Raw genomic sequence first — 13,753 nt, forward strand, 5'->3', positions numbered from 1 at the left:
ACGTTTAGGGAAGAACAGCAGGAGGAACAGCAAAAGGAGCAGCAGTCAGAGCATCCGCAGACGGCAGGCGAGCCCCGCTGTCCTGGTTAAAGTAAAAAGCGTGAACGGGATCCCAGCTCAAACCACAGCGAGCGCCCGCCTCGACGCTGCGGCTGTGTGGCGCGCGCACGATCAGGGTGTGACCGTCATCGAGCTGCACATACACATAGGCATCAGCCCCCTGAAACTCCTGATGCACCACGGTGGCAGCCACATGCTGCTCGCCCGCTTCGCGCAAGTTCAGGTTCTCCGGGCGCACGCCCACCAGCACCCGATGCGGCTGGTCGTACTGACGACGCGACGGCCACAACTCCACGGGCACGTGGTCGCTGTGAATCATCATCATGGGAGGGCTGCCGATAAAACCGGCGGTAAAGACGCTATTGGGCTGGCCATACAAGTCCTGCGCGCTACCCTGCTGCTCGATGTGTCCAGCGTTGAGCAGCACCACGTGATCGGCCATGCCCATAGCTTCGGTCTGGTCGTGGGTGACGTACACCACAGTCAAACCCAAGCGTTGCTGTAGAGCGCGGATTTCGTGGCGCACGGTGTGACGCAGCTTGGCATCCAGGTTCGACAGCGGCTCGTCCATCAGGCAGATTCGATGGCCCGACACAATGCTGCGCGCCAGGGCTACACGCTGCCGCTGCCCGCCCGAAAGCTGGCCGGGCTTGCGCTCTTCCAGACCTTCCAGATTGGTCAGCGCCAAGGCTTCACGCAGACGCTCTTTTTGCTGCTGACGATCGGCACGGCGTACTTGCAGACCGAACAAGATGTTGTCGGCCACATTCAGATGCGGGAACAGGGCGTAGGATTGGAACACCATGCTCAAACCACGCTTGGCGGGCTCCATATAGGTGGCGTCCTGCCCATTGATCAAAAGACGACCCTGATCGGGGGTTTCCAGCCCGGCAATAATGCGCAGCAAGGTGGATTTGCCGCAGCCCGAAGGCCCCAGCAAGGCCGTAAATTTACCTTCCTGGATGGACAGGTCCATTTGCTTGAGCACGGCCTGTTCGCCCCAGGCTTTGCCTATGCCTTGCAACTCGATAGCGGCGCGATTCATGCCTGCACCTCATCAGCAATTACGATCTGGACACGCGCAGGAATTTGCTCGCGGTAAGGCTCGGGAATGGGCTGGTCGCTAACCAGAATATCCACATCATCCAAAGAGCCACTGCGCACAGGGGCACGACGGCCAAACTTGGTGTGATCCAGCACCAGAATCCGCACACGACAATTGCCGCGCAGGGCTTTGTGGCAATCGGACTCGGCCATATCAAAGTCCAGCAAAGCACCGTCCGAGTCAAAGCCCCCTACCCCGGACACGCCGAAGTCCGCCTTGAAGCTGTTGAACAGGCGTTCGGCCCCGGGGCCCAGAATTTCGGGATTGGGTTGACGCAGCTCGCCCCCCGTCAGCACCACGCGGTGGCTCATATTGTGGGACAGGGCCAAAGCCGCGCTGATGTTGTTGGTGACCACGGTCAGATCGCGATGGTCGGCCAGCGCCAGGGCCACTTGCTCGGGGGTGGTGCCAAAACCCAGCAGCAGGCTGGCACCGGGAGGAATCAATTTGGCAACGGCTCGCCCGATACGGGCCTTGGCTTGTAAATGGGTAATGCGGCGCGTTTGGAAAGGCACATTGCGCTCGACCACGTTCAGCTCGGCACCACCATGGCGACGGCGCACCAGATCGGCTTCATACAAGTGGTTCAGGTCGCGCCGGATAGTCTGCGGCGTCACCCCGAAATGCGCGGCCAAGCCATCCACTGACACCGCCCCTTGGGCGGCCAGCAGATCCACAATAATGCTTTGCCTGACAGATAGGTTCATAACACGGCGTATGGGTTTCGTTTGAATACCCGGCAGTGTAGGAACGCGAAGTTACGTGTCGGTGACGCTCAGATGAAAGTTTTATGACGCCCAAATGTTCATATGAACATACTCTGCCTACCATCAGCCATCAAACGCATGCGCCACTCGAGCAGGCCGACTCCATCGTCCATCCTGCACATAAGGTAGCTCTGCATTACGCATAGGGTAATATCAACGCCGAACAACTAAAAAAAACCAGGCGTCTACAGGCGCACTTATTCAGGAGACATGACATGAAACTTCATCGCTTTCTGCGTCCCTTGCTGGCCGCTACCTTGCTGGGGGCTACAGTCACTGCGCAAGCCCAGCTCAGCATGATGCTGCCTGCCAATCCAGGCGGAGGCTGGGACTCCACAGGCCGCCAATCCATGCAGGCCATGAATGAGGCGGGCATCTACACCGGCACGGTCAGCTTTAGCAATAAAGGCGGTGCCGGCGGCACCATCGGTCTGGCCGACTTCCAGCGCTCGCAAAAGGGCAAACCCGATGCACTGGCTGTATTCGGTGCGATCACAGTCGGCTCGATTGCCATGAACAAATCCCCCATCGATTTAAGCAAGTTTCGACCTGTTGCGCGTTTGACAGCGGAATACGTTGTGCTGGCGGTCAAAGCCGACTCCCCCTACAAAAACCTGGACGATTTTGTACAAGCGATGAAAGCCAACCCTGGGGCCATGCCCGTGGGCGGTGGCTCTGCCGGTGGAACGGATCACATTGCTCTGGCCTTGCTGGCGCAGCAAGGCCAGGTGCCCGTCAAAGCCCTGAACTACATCCCGCAAGCGGGCGGGGCCGATACAGTGACAGGCATCGTCAACGGAACCCTGAAGGCCGGAATCTCGGGGGCGTCCGAGTTTCAGCAATTTGCCGACAGCGGCCGCATCCGTATTCTGGCCATCTCCTCGGACAAACGGATGAAAGGCCTGGAGCAAGTGCCTACCTTCACAGAAGCTGGCTACAAGGTGGAGATTGCCAACTGGCGGGGCATTCTGGGCTCGGTGGACATGCCTGAAGAAAACTATCAGCTGTGGATTGACCACTTCACCAAACTCAGCGAAGCACCACAATGGAAAGCAACGCAGGAGCGCCTGGGCTGGGAGCCGTACTTTCTGGCCGGCGACAAATTCGGTGACTTCATCAAGGCAGAAACCGAGCGCACCACGACCATCCTGCAAGACGCAGGCTTGATCCAGTAAAGCAAGTCGGGGAACACACATGAGTGCAACTTCGCGTCAGCCCTGGTGGCTGGGGCTGGCGGTCATCCTGGCGGGTGCCATCTGTCTCTACGCCTCCATGTCCCTGACTCTCAGCGCACAATATGCTGCAATCGGCCCAGGCCTGTTCGTTGCGCTGGTCGGCGTGGGACTGGTTGTTCTAGGCATTTTGTTCCTGCTGCAAATGCATCGTGGCACCGCCTTCGACAAGGAAGAGCTGGCCCAGGATCCAGGCATGGACAAGGGGCCCTTCCTGACCGTCCTGCTGGCTGCCGTGCTGCCCAGCCTGATGATGGAGCCATTGGGCCTGCCACTCACGGCCTCAGTGTGTTTCATGCTGGTGGCACGTGCCCTGGGTTCACGTCGCGTGCTGCTGGATCTGCTCTCCGGCTTGGTACTGGGCAGCGCCTGCTGGTTTCTGTTTGGCCGCCTGGGTTTGCAACTGGGCGGCTTTCTTCCTGTGGCGGGGCTGTAATGAATACGCTTTCTTTGCTCTTGCACGGCTTTGAGGTGGCTCTGCAGCCCATGAACCTGATGTGGGCCTTGATTGGTTCGGTGCTGGGTACGGCCATTGGCATCCTGCCCGGCATTGGCCCGGCACTGACCATTGCCCTGCTGCTGCCAGTCACCGTCTCCGTCGGCCCGGTCTCGGCCTTCATCATGTTCGCCGGGGTGCTTTACGGGGCCATGTATGGAGGCTCGACCACTGCCATTCTGATCAACACCCCCGGCGAAGCTGGTTCCATGATGACGGCACTGGAAGGCAACAAGATGGCGCGCCGTGGGCGGGGCGCGGCGGCCTTGGCCACGGCCGCGATCGGCTCGTTTATTGCCGGCACTATCGCTACCCTGGCGCTGACCTTTGCCGCTCCGGTCGTTGCTGAGCTGGCCTTTATCTTCACACCGGCAGACTACTTTGCCCTGACCATCATGGCCTTTACCTCGGTCGCTGTGGTGATGGGAGCTTCCCGCGTCCGTGGGTTTATTTCCTTGTTTCTGGGCCTGGCCCTGGGCGTGATCGGCATCGATGCCATGACCGGGCAGGCTCGCATGACCTTCGGGCTGCCCGACCTGCTCGATGGTGTTGAGCTGACGGTGGTGCTGGTCTCGGTCTTTGCGGTGGGAGAAATTCTGTACGTGGCCAGCCGCTTTCGTCACAACGACGAGCAGATCATTCCCATCAGTGGCAAAGCTTTCATGACACGCAATGAATGGGCACGCTCATGGAAGCCCTGGTTGCGTGGCACGGTCATTGGTTTCCCGATGGGAGCGATTCCTGGTGGAGGCTCTGAGCTGCCCACCATGCTGTCCTATTCCCTGGAAAAAAACCTGTCCAAAAACAAGGACGAGTTTGGACACGGTGCAATCGAAGGCGTTGCCGGTCCCGAAGCGGCCAATAATGCCGCCGCAGCCGGAATTCTGGTGCCCTTGCTAACGCTGGGCTTGCCCACATCCGCCACCGCCGCCATTTTGCTGGTTGCCTTTCAAAACTACGGTCTGCAGCCCGGCCCTTTTCTGTTTTCCAGCAACCCCGAACTGGTCTGGGGCCTGATTGCCTCGCTGTATGTCGGCAATGCCATGCTGCTAGTGCTGAACCTGCCGCTAGTCGGCCTGTGGGTGCGTCTGCTTTATATTCCCAAACCGCAGCTTTACGCCGGAATTCTGGTCTTTGCCATGATCGGCATCTGGGGCGTGTCCGGCTCCACCTTTGAACTGGCCATGATGGCCGGCCTGGGCGTGGTCAGCTACATCATGCGAGTCTACGGCTTTCCCATTGCCCCTTTGCTGATCGGTCTGATTCTGGTGCCCTTGGCAGAAAATCAGTTGCGAACGGCCCTGGCGGCCGGACAGGGAAATTTTCTGGTACTGCTGGAAAGTCCAGTTGCAGTGGGTTTTTATATTGCTGCCATTCTGTTTTTGAGCGTGCCATACATGCTCAAGCGCCTGCAAAAATAAGCCAAAAAAAAGCAAGCCCCGTATCCTGCGCGGCTTGCTTTCCCCCGACCAAGCCTCAAGCCAAGCGTTTATTTTGTCCCTTGCTGCGCCGCCAGATCGCGCACGGCCTGCAAGGTTTTGCTGACATGCTCATCGGGATCCATAGCCGTGTATTCGTACACAATCTTGCCTTCGGGCGAGATCACATAAGACATGCGGGCAGCCCGTTCGGTATGCGTTCCCAGTCCTGCGTCATAAGCCTTGATAACCTGGCCTGTGGTGTCCGCCCCCACCGCGAACTTGCTACCGCAAGGCCCCGTGGAAAAGTCTTTCAGGGTGTCGATATTGTCCGAGGACAGCCCGATAACCGTGGCGCCAAAATAAGCGTACTCATCAATCGCCTCGGCGAAAGAATGCGCTTCAATAGTGCAACCTTTGGTGAACGCAGCGGGATAAAAGTACAGCACCACCGGCCCATTTTTTAGAGCTTCTTTCAAGGAGAAATCAAAGGTTTTACCGGCTAGAGCGGCTTGCACGGTAAAGTCCGGCGCGGGTGTGCCCACGTCCAAAGCGGCCTGTGCGCCACCTGCCCCCGCCAGCAGGGACAAACCCAAAGAGAAAGCTGCTATTGCCTGCTTCATGCCATTACCTCCGTATGTGTACCCTGCACCAGCAAGCAGCGTAATCCGCACAGGCATGAAAGCACAAGGCCTGGTTTTCCGGCCCTATCAGGGATGAACGATGCCGCTCCACAGCAGGACAAACACATTGTGGGGTGCATCATGGCGGGCCAGACGGCCAGCTCGAATCAGCCTGGCGGCCTTGCCCAGCAAGGCAAACAAGGACTCGCATAACCAACTGGCCGCCAGATCGCGCCGCAAGTCCCCGCTTTCCTGCCACTGTTGAAACTGCTCAATCAACGCCTGTCGCACCGCTTCACTGCGGGCCGTGGAATACTCCTCTACCTGCAACTGCAGCTCAACGTACATGTACAGGTCCACAATAGGCAGCAGTTCCTGGATTAGTCGTTGAATGGCTTCTTGTGCACTTCCCTCGCACAGGCGGGCGCGCTCAATAGCCTGCTCCGCACTATTTACCCCTTCCTGGAAGATCTCCATCATCATGGCTTCGCGAGACGGGAAGTAGCGGCACAGGGTTGCGCGACTCAAGCCCACCAGACCGGCCAATTGCCCCATGGACGCCCGCGGCTGGTCAGCCAAAGCGCTTACAAGGCGCAATAGCAATTCCTCGCGAGGCCGAGGCTTTGCTGCAGTCATAATTCTTCCCCTAGGTAATACAGGACTGGATCGGGCACGGGCTATTGCCAGATCGCTGCGAATCGGTCTTCTTGTTTGGCACCACTGGAGATCAGGAAAACGAACAGGCACGCTACCTGGGTGGAGCGTGCGCTAGTGTAACGTCATTCATTGAGAAACCGTATTTCACCCATGGAATAATGACTATGCGGGTGATTTTTTAAACGCTCAGACCGGCACGCGGAGCCGGCCAGAAAGCATCTGTCAGCAAGGTATCCGGATCCAGATCCAAGGGGCCGGGCCGGGTTTCCGGCACGCAGCGGCGCAAGGCTTGCTGCATCCGGTGCAAGGCCAGCTCGCCCGTGGCCCCGGCAGTGACCCGATCCCACCAGAAGCGATGCACATGGCGTACCTGCACGGGTACGCTAGGCAGGCCCAGCCTCTGGGCCATGGCCAATCTGTGCAGGCCACGATTAATTTTCAGAATACGGCCATCACAGGAGATCACCACACCCAAGGCATCTTTACCGCGCCTGGGATCAAAGCCATCACGAGCCATCTCGTCCAGAAAGCCCAGATAGATACGCAAATACTCAATGATTTTTTCCGGCGTATCCAGAAATACACCTTGCTGATACGACTCCCAAGGATTGCCCTGTTCAATACGCTTCATCAGCTTTTTGAAACGCGCCGTTTGTTCCAGCTGATGCCGGTTTTCATCCAGATCGCTGATCAGGGAGTAACGCGTTCCGACGCGCAAATCCTCACGCCGCTGGTCCCAGCTTCCCTCCCAGATAAAGGCCAGGGAGGACGGCCGTTTTTCCTCTTTGCGAGGCGCCTGAATGGCCATGCGGATCAGCTCACGCGGGTTCACATGCAGGGTTAAGGCCTGCTCCCCCAAGGTTTCATGGACGATGTGACGCGGCAGGCCAAACGCCTCGATCCGACGGCTGCCGGCTTTGCTGTGCATCCAGCGCTGCAGCATGATGCGGCCCAAGGGGAACCCCAAGTACTGCTGGGTCTTGTCCCGGCTATGGGCCACCCAATGGGCCAGCAACACGCGCTGCCGAATCTCGGGCGCCGCCAAGCTGCTGAAAGCAGCATCCGCGCCAGGGCCCAGCAAGGCTTTGCGATTCGATTGACGCAACTCACGTGGATGAGTCATGCGCTTTCCATGACGGTTCACAGTTTTCCTCCCAAGCACTCGCAGTCCTGGCCGCCCCCAACAAAGAACAGCGGCCTGGCGCGACTGACAGTGGCCTTCTTGAGCAATCACAATGCCAAATGATACATAATAGTCTCAAATAACACACAATATCCTCAAATAATACACATTTTTATTGAGTCGATTCACCGCGATCTGCAAGGCTGACAACGATCAAATCGGCCCCACACCACATCCTTACCTGTTCAGACACACACGCCTCAGCATCACTACGCTCCCGCTGTTATCCGACGGGACGAGCTTCTTGAAACGCACGCTGCAAAAAAAAGCCCCTGCCAAGGCAGGGGCTTGTTCAAACAGAGCCAGAAAGTCAGATCACTCAGGCAGCCTTACGAGCGCCTCGTACAAAGTAAATCACGACCAAGGCGAGCAGGAACGGCACACCGAACAGCAAGGTGTAGTGAAAGATATTGATGAACCAGGTGGTCACCAAAATCGCCACAATGCCAATCAAGCCCAGCAAGGTGCCGATGGGATAGGCCGGCATACGGAAACGTAGCTGCACACCGTCCCGGGCCACGCGGCGGCGGAAGAACAAATGAGTCAGGAAGATCATGCCCCATGTGAACAAGGCGCCAAACATGGACAAGGCAATCATCACCGGAAAGGCGGTTTCCGGATTGTTGGCGTACACCACTGCGGCCACGGCCACACCGCTGGCCGATAAAGCCAGGGCATTCAAGGGCACGCCATTGCGCGCCACCTTGCCCAACGCGGCGGGCGCATCACCAGCGCGCGACAGGCTGAACATCATGCGGGTCGAGATATAGAGCATGCTGTTCATGGCCGACAAGGCCGCAATAATCACAATGAAGTTCAGGATGCTGTCTGCATAGGGAATACCGACGGACTGCATCACCGTGATGAAAGGACTGGTTGTGCCTTCCGCCACCAGCACCTGCCAAGGCACCAGCATCACGATAAGCGACAAGGACAGCAGGTAGAAAATGATCAAGCGCCAGATCGTGGCCTTGAAGGCCTGGCGCACGGCCTGCTCGGGGTTTTCTGCCTCGCCCGCCGCCACGGCAATCATCTCGATACTCAGATAGCTGAAGATGGAAATGATCACCCCTACCCACACCCCGTACCAGCCATTGGGCATGAAGCCACCCTGGCCAAACAGGTTTTCCTGCACTTGCGCCGGCTTGTAATAGCCCGTCAACATGCCAATGGCCAGCACGATGAACGCAATAATGGCAAACACCTTGATCAGGGCAAACCAGTACTCCACCGAACCAAAAGCCTTGACGCTGTAGGCATTGACGGCAATCAGCACGGCCGAGAAAAAGGCGATCCAGATCCAGGGTGAGACGTCCGGGAACCAGAACTTCATATAGTCCGCCACCGCCGTCACCTCGGTGCCCACGGCCAGAACAATGCAGGCCCAATAGCTGTAACGCACCAGGAACCCGGCCAGCGGATGAATATAGAACTCCGCATAGGCTCCAAAAGAGCCCGATGTGGGGTGTTCCACCGTCATCTCGGCCAGGCAGCCCATCAGGACCAGAGCAATGAAGCCGCCAATCACATAACTCAGTACAACGCCGGGACCAGCAAAGCCAATGGCAAATTTGCTGCCCAGGAACAAGCCGGTACCGATGGCGCCCCCGATCGCAATCATGCTCATTTGGCGGGCGCTCAGTTTTTTATGCAGCCCGGCTTCGCGCGATTGAATTTGCTCAAATCGGCTCATGTCTCCTCCTTTATGCTTATTTTTTATATCAGCCTGATCAGGTCACCTTGGAACGTGTTTTATAGGCGGGCTTGTCCCATTCCTTATCGGTCAGTACCGCCTTGATATGCTGCACGGCCTGCCAAATATCCACGAAAGACAGATACAAGGGCGTAACACCAAAGCGCATCACTTCAGGCTCGCGGTAGTCACCAATCACACCACGGGCAATCAGGGCTTGCACCACGGCATAGCCTTGCTCATGGGCAAAACTGACATGGCTGCCACGGTAGTGGTGATCGCGTGGGGTTACCAGACGCAGGCCAAATTCCGCACACTCCTGTTCCACTAAAGCGATGAACAAGTCCGTCAGCGCCAAGGATTTACGGCGCACCGCCTGCAGGTCGGTTTGCAGGAACACGTCTACACCGCAAGCCACCAGGCTCAAGGAAACAATGGGCTGAGTACCGCACAAGAAGCGCTCGATACCGTTGGCGGCTTCATATGACGGGCTCATGGCAAAGGGGTGCTTGTGGCCCCACCAGCCGGACAAGGGCTGGCTGATCTGGCCCATCAGCTTGGGGTTTACCCACAGCAGGGCCGGAGCACCCGGACCGGCGTTCAGGTATTTGTAGGTGCAGCCGATGGCAAAGTCGGATTCGCTGTCTTTCAGCTCGATAGGCAAGGCACCCACGGAGTGGCACAAATCCCAGATCAACAGGCCATTGTGTTCATGCACCAGGCGGTTGGTGGCCTGCATATCGTGCAAGTAACCCGTGCGGTAATTCACATGGGACAGCACCACCACAGCGGTTTCTTCATTGACGGCTGTTTGCAGGTCTGCCGGGTCATCAATCAACTCCAGCCTATAGTCTTTGCCAAAGAAGGCGTTAAACCCTTCAATGATGTAAAGATCCGTAGGGAAGGAATCACGCTCGGCCAGGATGACTTTCTTTTCCGGATGGCGCTCTTTTTGCAAATTGACGGCGGCAGCCAGCACCTTGAACAGATTGACCGAGGTGCTGTCGCTGACGATGGTTTCACCTTGACCGGCACCGATCAGGGGCGACATCTGGTCGCCCAGACGCACGGGCAAGGTCCACCAGCCTGCCTTGTTCCAGCTATTGATCAGGTCGGTACGCCATTCCTGAGCAATAACTTCCTGGGCGCGCTCCATGGCGTGTCGGGGCATGGCGCCCAGCGAATTCCCGTCCAGATAAATCGTGTTGGGTGGCAGGTCGAACTTGGCTTTGAAGGCAGCCAGTTCATCGGCCTGATCCCACTGCTCGCATTGCTGCAAGGTAATCATATTCATGCTCCTCGATTCTGCTTTTTAAGCTATTTAGTCTAGCACCGAGCCTCTGGTAAATTATTCCAAAGCGATGAAGATTATGATCAATACTGGAAGAAAATTCGGTTTTTAAAAACCCTTTTCATAGAAAATTCTAAAATATGAGACTAGATGAGACAGACCTGAAAATCCTGCGTCTTTTGCAGGACAACGGCAGGCTCAGCAACCAGGAGCTGGCTGACCTGGTAGCCCTTTCGCCCTCCTCCTGCCACCGGCGCGTAAAGATTCTGGAGCAGGAAGGCTTCATCGAAAACTACAGCGCCAACTTGAGCGCAGGCAGACTGGGCTTTGCCATTGAAGCCTTTGTGGAAGTGAATATCGGTCAGCTCAACGAGAGCGAGCATCAGTACCTGAGCAAGGCACTGGCCACCATGGATGAAGTGCTTCATGCCTACATCGTGACCGGGCAGGCGAACTACATGCTGCACATACGCACGCGCAACTTCGAGACTTTTTCCAATTTTGTCATTCACAAGCTCAACACGCTGCGCGGCGTCACCAAGATCCACTCGCAGATCGTGCTGTCTTGCATCAAGGCCAAGGGGCAACGCTTGCCGGTATAAACCGGCTACCGGCAAGGTCTGGCCAGGTGCCAGGCCCCTGACTTAGTCGTAGTTCAGTTTGAAGCGTCGCTTGAAATGCTCGCTGCGCCACCAGCCCTTGCCGCTTTGCACCGGTTTGTTATCGGTATTGAACAGATCAATACGCTGCACAATCACGGCCTGGTTCTCCTTGATCCAGAGCTGCTTGGCCATGTCTGCCGACGCGTTGGCCATGCTAATCTCTTCTTGCGCATGCTTGATGGGCACGTTCAGCACGCCAGTCAGCATCTCCACCATGGTGCGCGTTTCCAGATCCTGTTGCTCGATACGTTCTCCTATCGAGCGTAGCAAGTAGTTTTCAGCAAAATAAAGGGGCACCGCTGACCTGTAGCGCACCGCTTGCAGCTTATAAACCGGCTCATCGGAAGCGAAAAACTCAGCAATGTCTGCTGGCGGGGCGACCAGCCCCCAGCTGGCAATCTGGGTGGTGGTGTCTTTGCCCAGCTGCACCAGATCATTGATGGAGCTCAGCTCCCAGGAGCCGGTGTTCTTGCGTTCCAGCACAAAGGAGCCTCGGCTGGGAAAACGCTCGATCAAGCCATTGCGCGTCAAGATCGCCAGGCCCTGGCGCACGGTGATGCGGCTGACGCCGAACATCCCTCCTAGCTCGGCCTCCGTAGGCAAGCGGTCGCCGGGCTTCAAGCGACCGTCCTGGATATAGCGGGTCAGCTTGTCGGCAAGCTGCTCATACAGTGGTTTTGTACTCACTTTTTTATCTCATCCCTGTTGATGACGCTCTGCTGCTGGCTCTCCCTACGTACTGTGTTCCACCTGCGGTATCAACAGAAAATCGTTGGTTCCCCTGCCAGTAAGCCGTCTTCTTATTCGCGTTCCAGCAGGCCCTTGATCAGAAACATCTCGGCCTCATGGACACAGGAAATCTGCTCCCATGCCACATCGCTTTGTGTAGCCAAACGCCAGGTCAGCAAGCTCACCACACATTTGTCTGCACCCAGCTTGAGCACTTCGCCTGGGATAACGCGCGACATATTGCGAAACTGCATCGCCTCCTTGCTGGCGCCCACGTCGTAATCGACCTGAAAGCGGTCTGCGTCCACATTCAGGCGCACATAGGTTTCCTGGCCGCTAAAGACCGAGGTCCCCTTGAACAGGCCCGGTTCCACTTCGCTGCGATTCGCACTGCCCCAGGCCCACTGACCTTGCAAGATGCCATCGGACATGATTTGAAAAGCGACCTTAGCCGGGCGCTCCACCAGGATGCTACTGGAATGACAATGTGGATCTTTCACGTACTTGCTCCTGTGACCAATGCTTATTGTTATGACAATGTTTTTATTGTCATGCCAAAGGAAAACCGATACTAGACGGGAAAACACGTACAGTTCAGCGAAAGATTGTCCATAACAAAGCCGCTGCCTCTCAACCCGGAGACGCAGCGGCTTTGAAACCTGAAGCAAAGCGCTATCAGGCGATGGACTACTGTCTGTTATGTCCTAACTTGCTGTCACCCACTGCTGGATGAAAGCGCGCAGCTCGTCGGGGCTGGAGGCCACACCCCCGGGTACCCGATAGACCTTTTCCAAAGGCCCCACCATCTCCTGCAGGGCAGGCAGATTGGCAGGGTCATCGCACATCATCACAATCCCGCGGCAATAACGACCGAAGCCTTCTCGATGTGCCTTTAACCACAACACCGCTTTCTTGCGCCCCTCCGGGTCGCCGGGAGTGGAAGGATCGGGCAGGCTTTCGTAGACCAGAACGAACTCTTTTTCGGCCTTGATCAAAGTTTCCATATCGTCCAGCCATTGCGTGGCCAGCTCCAGGGTCAAGGGGAACTCGCGCACCCTTGCTATCGGCAAAGCGGATGTATCCAGAAGCTGGGTGGAAAAGTCTGGAGAAATGTCTTGCTCACTCATTGCTAAAGCTCCTTGAATCAAGGCTGTCATACCCAATTGCAATATGCCCTCCATCTCGACCTCCTCCACGACCCGTTCCACGGCTGCACGTGGCTCCCGGCCAGCCACGGCATAAACCGTATCGGCAACCGCCAGGCAATGAAAGGCCACCGTTCCCATCAAGTAACGCGCGCGCTCGAAGGACACGCCATAAGCCTGGGCAATGTGCTCTTGATGCTCCCGGATCTTGTCCAGCATGGAAGGAGTCGCCACCAGCCGGCGTATCACATAGGGCGTGATGCCCGGATTGGCTTTCACAAAAGCCTGTGTCGCCGCACTGAACAGCTGCAGATAGTCCTCCAGGCTGTCTTGAACCGGAATCGTGGCCCGAGGCACCTGCCAGCGGCTGAAAATTTCTTCGGCCACCAGTTGTTTAAGCCCTTCCAGATTGCCCACATGCTTGTACAGCGCCATCTGGCTGACACCCAAAGCGGCCGCTACCCCCACAAAGGTGATGTTGGGCAGGCCAATCTGAATGCCAGCGTCGGCAATCCGTGCTCGGGTGATGGTGGGAGGGCGTCCGCGTGGCGCGGACGCCTGAGGGGTTGGCATATCTATGTTGACCCTTTTGATAACAGCAGCGTGGTAATACCTGCCACTGCCTCTTATTTAATTTATGAAACTCTACTAATTAGAAGCCTAGTTTACATCCACGATAATGATTCTCAATA

At 57.0% G+C, this 13,753-nt stretch carries 14 protein-coding genes; 4 read left to right on the forward strand and 10 right to left on the reverse strand.

Going from position 1 to position 13,753, the window contains the following annotated elements; translation table 11 throughout:
* Nucleotides 1-4: 4 nt before the first annotated feature.
* Nucleotides 5-1,105, reverse strand: a complete 1,101-nt coding sequence (locus U2949_RS05325) for an ABC transporter ATP-binding protein (RefSeq protein WP_257723917.1) — start codon at nucleotides 1,103-1,105, stop codon at nucleotides 5-7.
* Nucleotides 1,102-1,872 (reverse strand): DeoR/GlpR family DNA-binding transcription regulator, encoded by a 771-nt coding sequence (locus tag U2949_RS05330; protein ID WP_257723916.1) that lies wholly within the window; start codon nucleotides 1,870-1,872, stop codon nucleotides 1,102-1,104. The genes U2949_RS05325 and U2949_RS05330 overlap by 4 nt, the downstream gene beginning before the upstream one ends.
* 275 nt (nucleotides 1,873-2,147) lie before the next feature.
* Here U2949_RS05330 and U2949_RS05335 point away from each other — a divergent pair, with 275 nt between their 5' ends.
* The 3 genes from U2949_RS05335 to U2949_RS05345 are packed head-to-tail and all read left to right on the forward strand — an operon-like array spanning nucleotide 2,148 to nucleotide 5,081.
* On the forward strand, nucleotides 2,148-3,107 hold the full coding sequence (locus tag U2949_RS05335; RefSeq protein WP_009463174.1) for a Bug family tripartite tricarboxylate transporter substrate binding protein: 960 nt from the start codon (nucleotides 2,148-2,150) through the stop codon (nucleotides 3,105-3,107).
* 19 nt (nucleotides 3,108-3,126) lie between these two features.
* Nucleotides 3,127-3,600, forward strand: coding sequence for a tripartite tricarboxylate transporter TctB family protein (locus U2949_RS05340; RefSeq protein ID WP_321286526.1), 474 nt, complete (start codon nucleotides 3,127-3,129; stop codon nucleotides 3,598-3,600).
* Nucleotides 3,600-5,081 carry a tripartite tricarboxylate transporter permease gene (locus tag U2949_RS05345; RefSeq protein ID WP_257723914.1) on the forward strand — a complete coding sequence of 494 codons (1,482 nt, stop codon included), beginning with the start codon at nucleotides 3,600-3,602 and terminating at the stop codon, nucleotides 5,079-5,081. The genes U2949_RS05340 and U2949_RS05345 overlap by 1 nt, the downstream gene beginning before the upstream one ends.
* A gap of 68 nt (nucleotides 5,082-5,149) precedes the next feature.
* Here the strand turns inward: U2949_RS05345 and U2949_RS05350 are convergent, their stop codons facing one another.
* The 5 genes from U2949_RS05350 to kynU all read right to left on the reverse strand — a co-directional run bounded on the left by U2949_RS05350 (nucleotide 5,150) and on the right by kynU (nucleotide 10,522).
* Nucleotides 5,150-5,701 carry a peroxiredoxin gene (locus U2949_RS05350; protein WP_026484957.1) on the reverse strand — a complete coding sequence of 184 codons (552 nt, stop codon included), beginning with the start codon at nucleotides 5,699-5,701 and terminating at the stop codon, nucleotides 5,150-5,152.
* An 87-nt stretch (nucleotides 5,702-5,788) separates the two neighbouring features.
* A complete protein-coding gene (locus U2949_RS05355; protein ID WP_321286529.1) occupies nucleotides 5,789-6,298 on the reverse strand; it encodes a TetR/AcrR family transcriptional regulator in 510 nt (169 codons plus the stop codon).
* A gap of 238 nt (nucleotides 6,299-6,536) precedes the next feature.
* Nucleotides 6,537-7,481 carry a hypothetical protein gene (locus U2949_RS05360; protein ID WP_026484955.1) on the reverse strand — a complete coding sequence of 315 codons (945 nt, stop codon included), beginning with the start codon at nucleotides 7,479-7,481 and terminating at the stop codon, nucleotides 6,537-6,539.
* A 379-nt stretch (nucleotides 7,482-7,860) separates the two neighbouring features.
* Nucleotides 7,861-9,234 carry an amino acid permease gene (locus U2949_RS05365; protein ID WP_250756672.1) on the reverse strand — a complete coding sequence of 458 codons (1,374 nt, stop codon included), beginning with the start codon at nucleotides 9,232-9,234 and terminating at the stop codon, nucleotides 7,861-7,863.
* Nucleotides 9,235-9,271: 37 nt separating this feature from the next.
* The gene (kynU, locus tag U2949_RS05370) at nucleotides 9,272-10,522 is read right to left on the reverse strand and encodes a kynureninase (RefSeq protein ID WP_026484953.1); all 1,251 of its coding nucleotides are present in this window, start codon (nucleotides 10,520-10,522) and stop codon (nucleotides 9,272-9,274) included.
* A gap of 143 nt (nucleotides 10,523-10,665) precedes the next feature.
* Here kynU and U2949_RS05375 point away from each other — a divergent pair, with 143 nt between their 5' ends.
* On the forward strand, nucleotides 10,666-11,127 hold the full coding sequence (locus U2949_RS05375; RefSeq protein ID WP_321286533.1) for an Lrp/AsnC family transcriptional regulator: 462 nt from the start codon (nucleotides 10,666-10,668) through the stop codon (nucleotides 11,125-11,127).
* A 42-nt stretch (nucleotides 11,128-11,169) separates the two neighbouring features.
* On the opposite strand, the gene U2949_RS05380 is transcribed toward U2949_RS05375, so the two are convergent.
* The 3 genes from U2949_RS05380 to U2949_RS05390 all read right to left on the reverse strand — a co-directional run bounded on the left by U2949_RS05380 (nucleotide 11,170) and on the right by U2949_RS05390 (nucleotide 13,634).
* The gene (locus U2949_RS05380) at nucleotides 11,170-11,874 is read right to left on the reverse strand and encodes a GntR family transcriptional regulator (protein ID WP_321286534.1); all 705 of its coding nucleotides are present in this window, start codon (nucleotides 11,872-11,874) and stop codon (nucleotides 11,170-11,172) included.
* Between the two features lie 113 nt (nucleotides 11,875-11,987).
* Complete coding sequence (locus U2949_RS05385) at nucleotides 11,988-12,416, reverse strand: hypothetical protein (protein WP_257723910.1); 429 nt, start codon at nucleotides 12,414-12,416, stop codon at nucleotides 11,988-11,990.
* 204 nt (nucleotides 12,417-12,620) lie between these two features.
* Nucleotides 12,621-13,634, reverse strand: a complete 1,014-nt coding sequence (locus U2949_RS05390; RefSeq protein ID WP_257723909.1) for a TetR/AcrR family transcriptional regulator — start codon at nucleotides 13,632-13,634, stop codon at nucleotides 12,621-12,623.
* Nucleotides 13,635-13,753 lie beyond the last annotated feature (119 nt).

It is taken from the genome of Alcaligenes phenolicus (genome assembly GCF_032063905.1).
GTDB lineage: Bacteria > Pseudomonadota > Gammaproteobacteria > Burkholderiales > Burkholderiaceae_B > Alcaligenes > Alcaligenes phenolicus.

Excerpts from the sequence above, each read along its gene's own strand:
- U2949_RS05335 (WP_009463174.1), top strand. The coding sequence starts at position 2,148 with ATGAAACTTCATCGCTTTCTGCGTCCCTTGCTGGCCGCTACCTTGCTG.
- U2949_RS05375 (WP_321286533.1), top strand. The coding sequence starts at position 10,666 with ATGAGACTAGATGAGACAGACCTGAAAATCCTGCGTCTTTTGCAGGAC.
- U2949_RS05350 (WP_026484957.1), bottom strand. The coding sequence starts at position 5,701 with ATGAAGCAGGCAATAGCAGCTTTCTCTTTGGGTTTGTCCCTGCTGGCG.
- U2949_RS05330 (WP_257723916.1), bottom strand. The coding sequence starts at position 1,872 with ATGAACCTATCTGTCAGGCAAAGCATTATTGTGGATCTGCTGGCCGCC.
- U2949_RS05325 (WP_257723917.1), bottom strand. The coding sequence starts at position 1,105 with ATGAATCGCGCCGCTATCGAGTTGCAAGGCATAGGCAAAGCCTGGGGC.
- U2949_RS05365 (WP_250756672.1), bottom strand. The coding sequence starts at position 9,234 with ATGAGCCGATTTGAGCAAATTCAATCGCGCGAAGCCGGGCTGCATAAA.
- kynU (WP_026484953.1), bottom strand. The coding sequence starts at position 10,522 with ATGATTACCTTGCAGCAATGCGAGCAGTGGGATCAGGCCGATGAACTG.
- U2949_RS05345 (WP_257723914.1), top strand. The coding sequence starts at position 3,600 with ATGAATACGCTTTCTTTGCTCTTGCACGGCTTTGAGGTGGCTCTGCAG.
- U2949_RS05340 (WP_321286526.1), top strand. The coding sequence starts at position 3,127 with ATGAGTGCAACTTCGCGTCAGCCCTGGTGGCTGGGGCTGGCGGTCATC.
- U2949_RS05390 (WP_257723909.1), bottom strand. The coding sequence starts at position 13,634 with ATGCCAACCCCTCAGGCGTCCGCGCCACGCGGACGCCCTCCCACCATC.
- U2949_RS05360 (WP_026484955.1), bottom strand. The coding sequence starts at position 7,481 with ATGACTCATCCACGTGAGTTGCGTCAATCGAATCGCAAAGCCTTGCTG.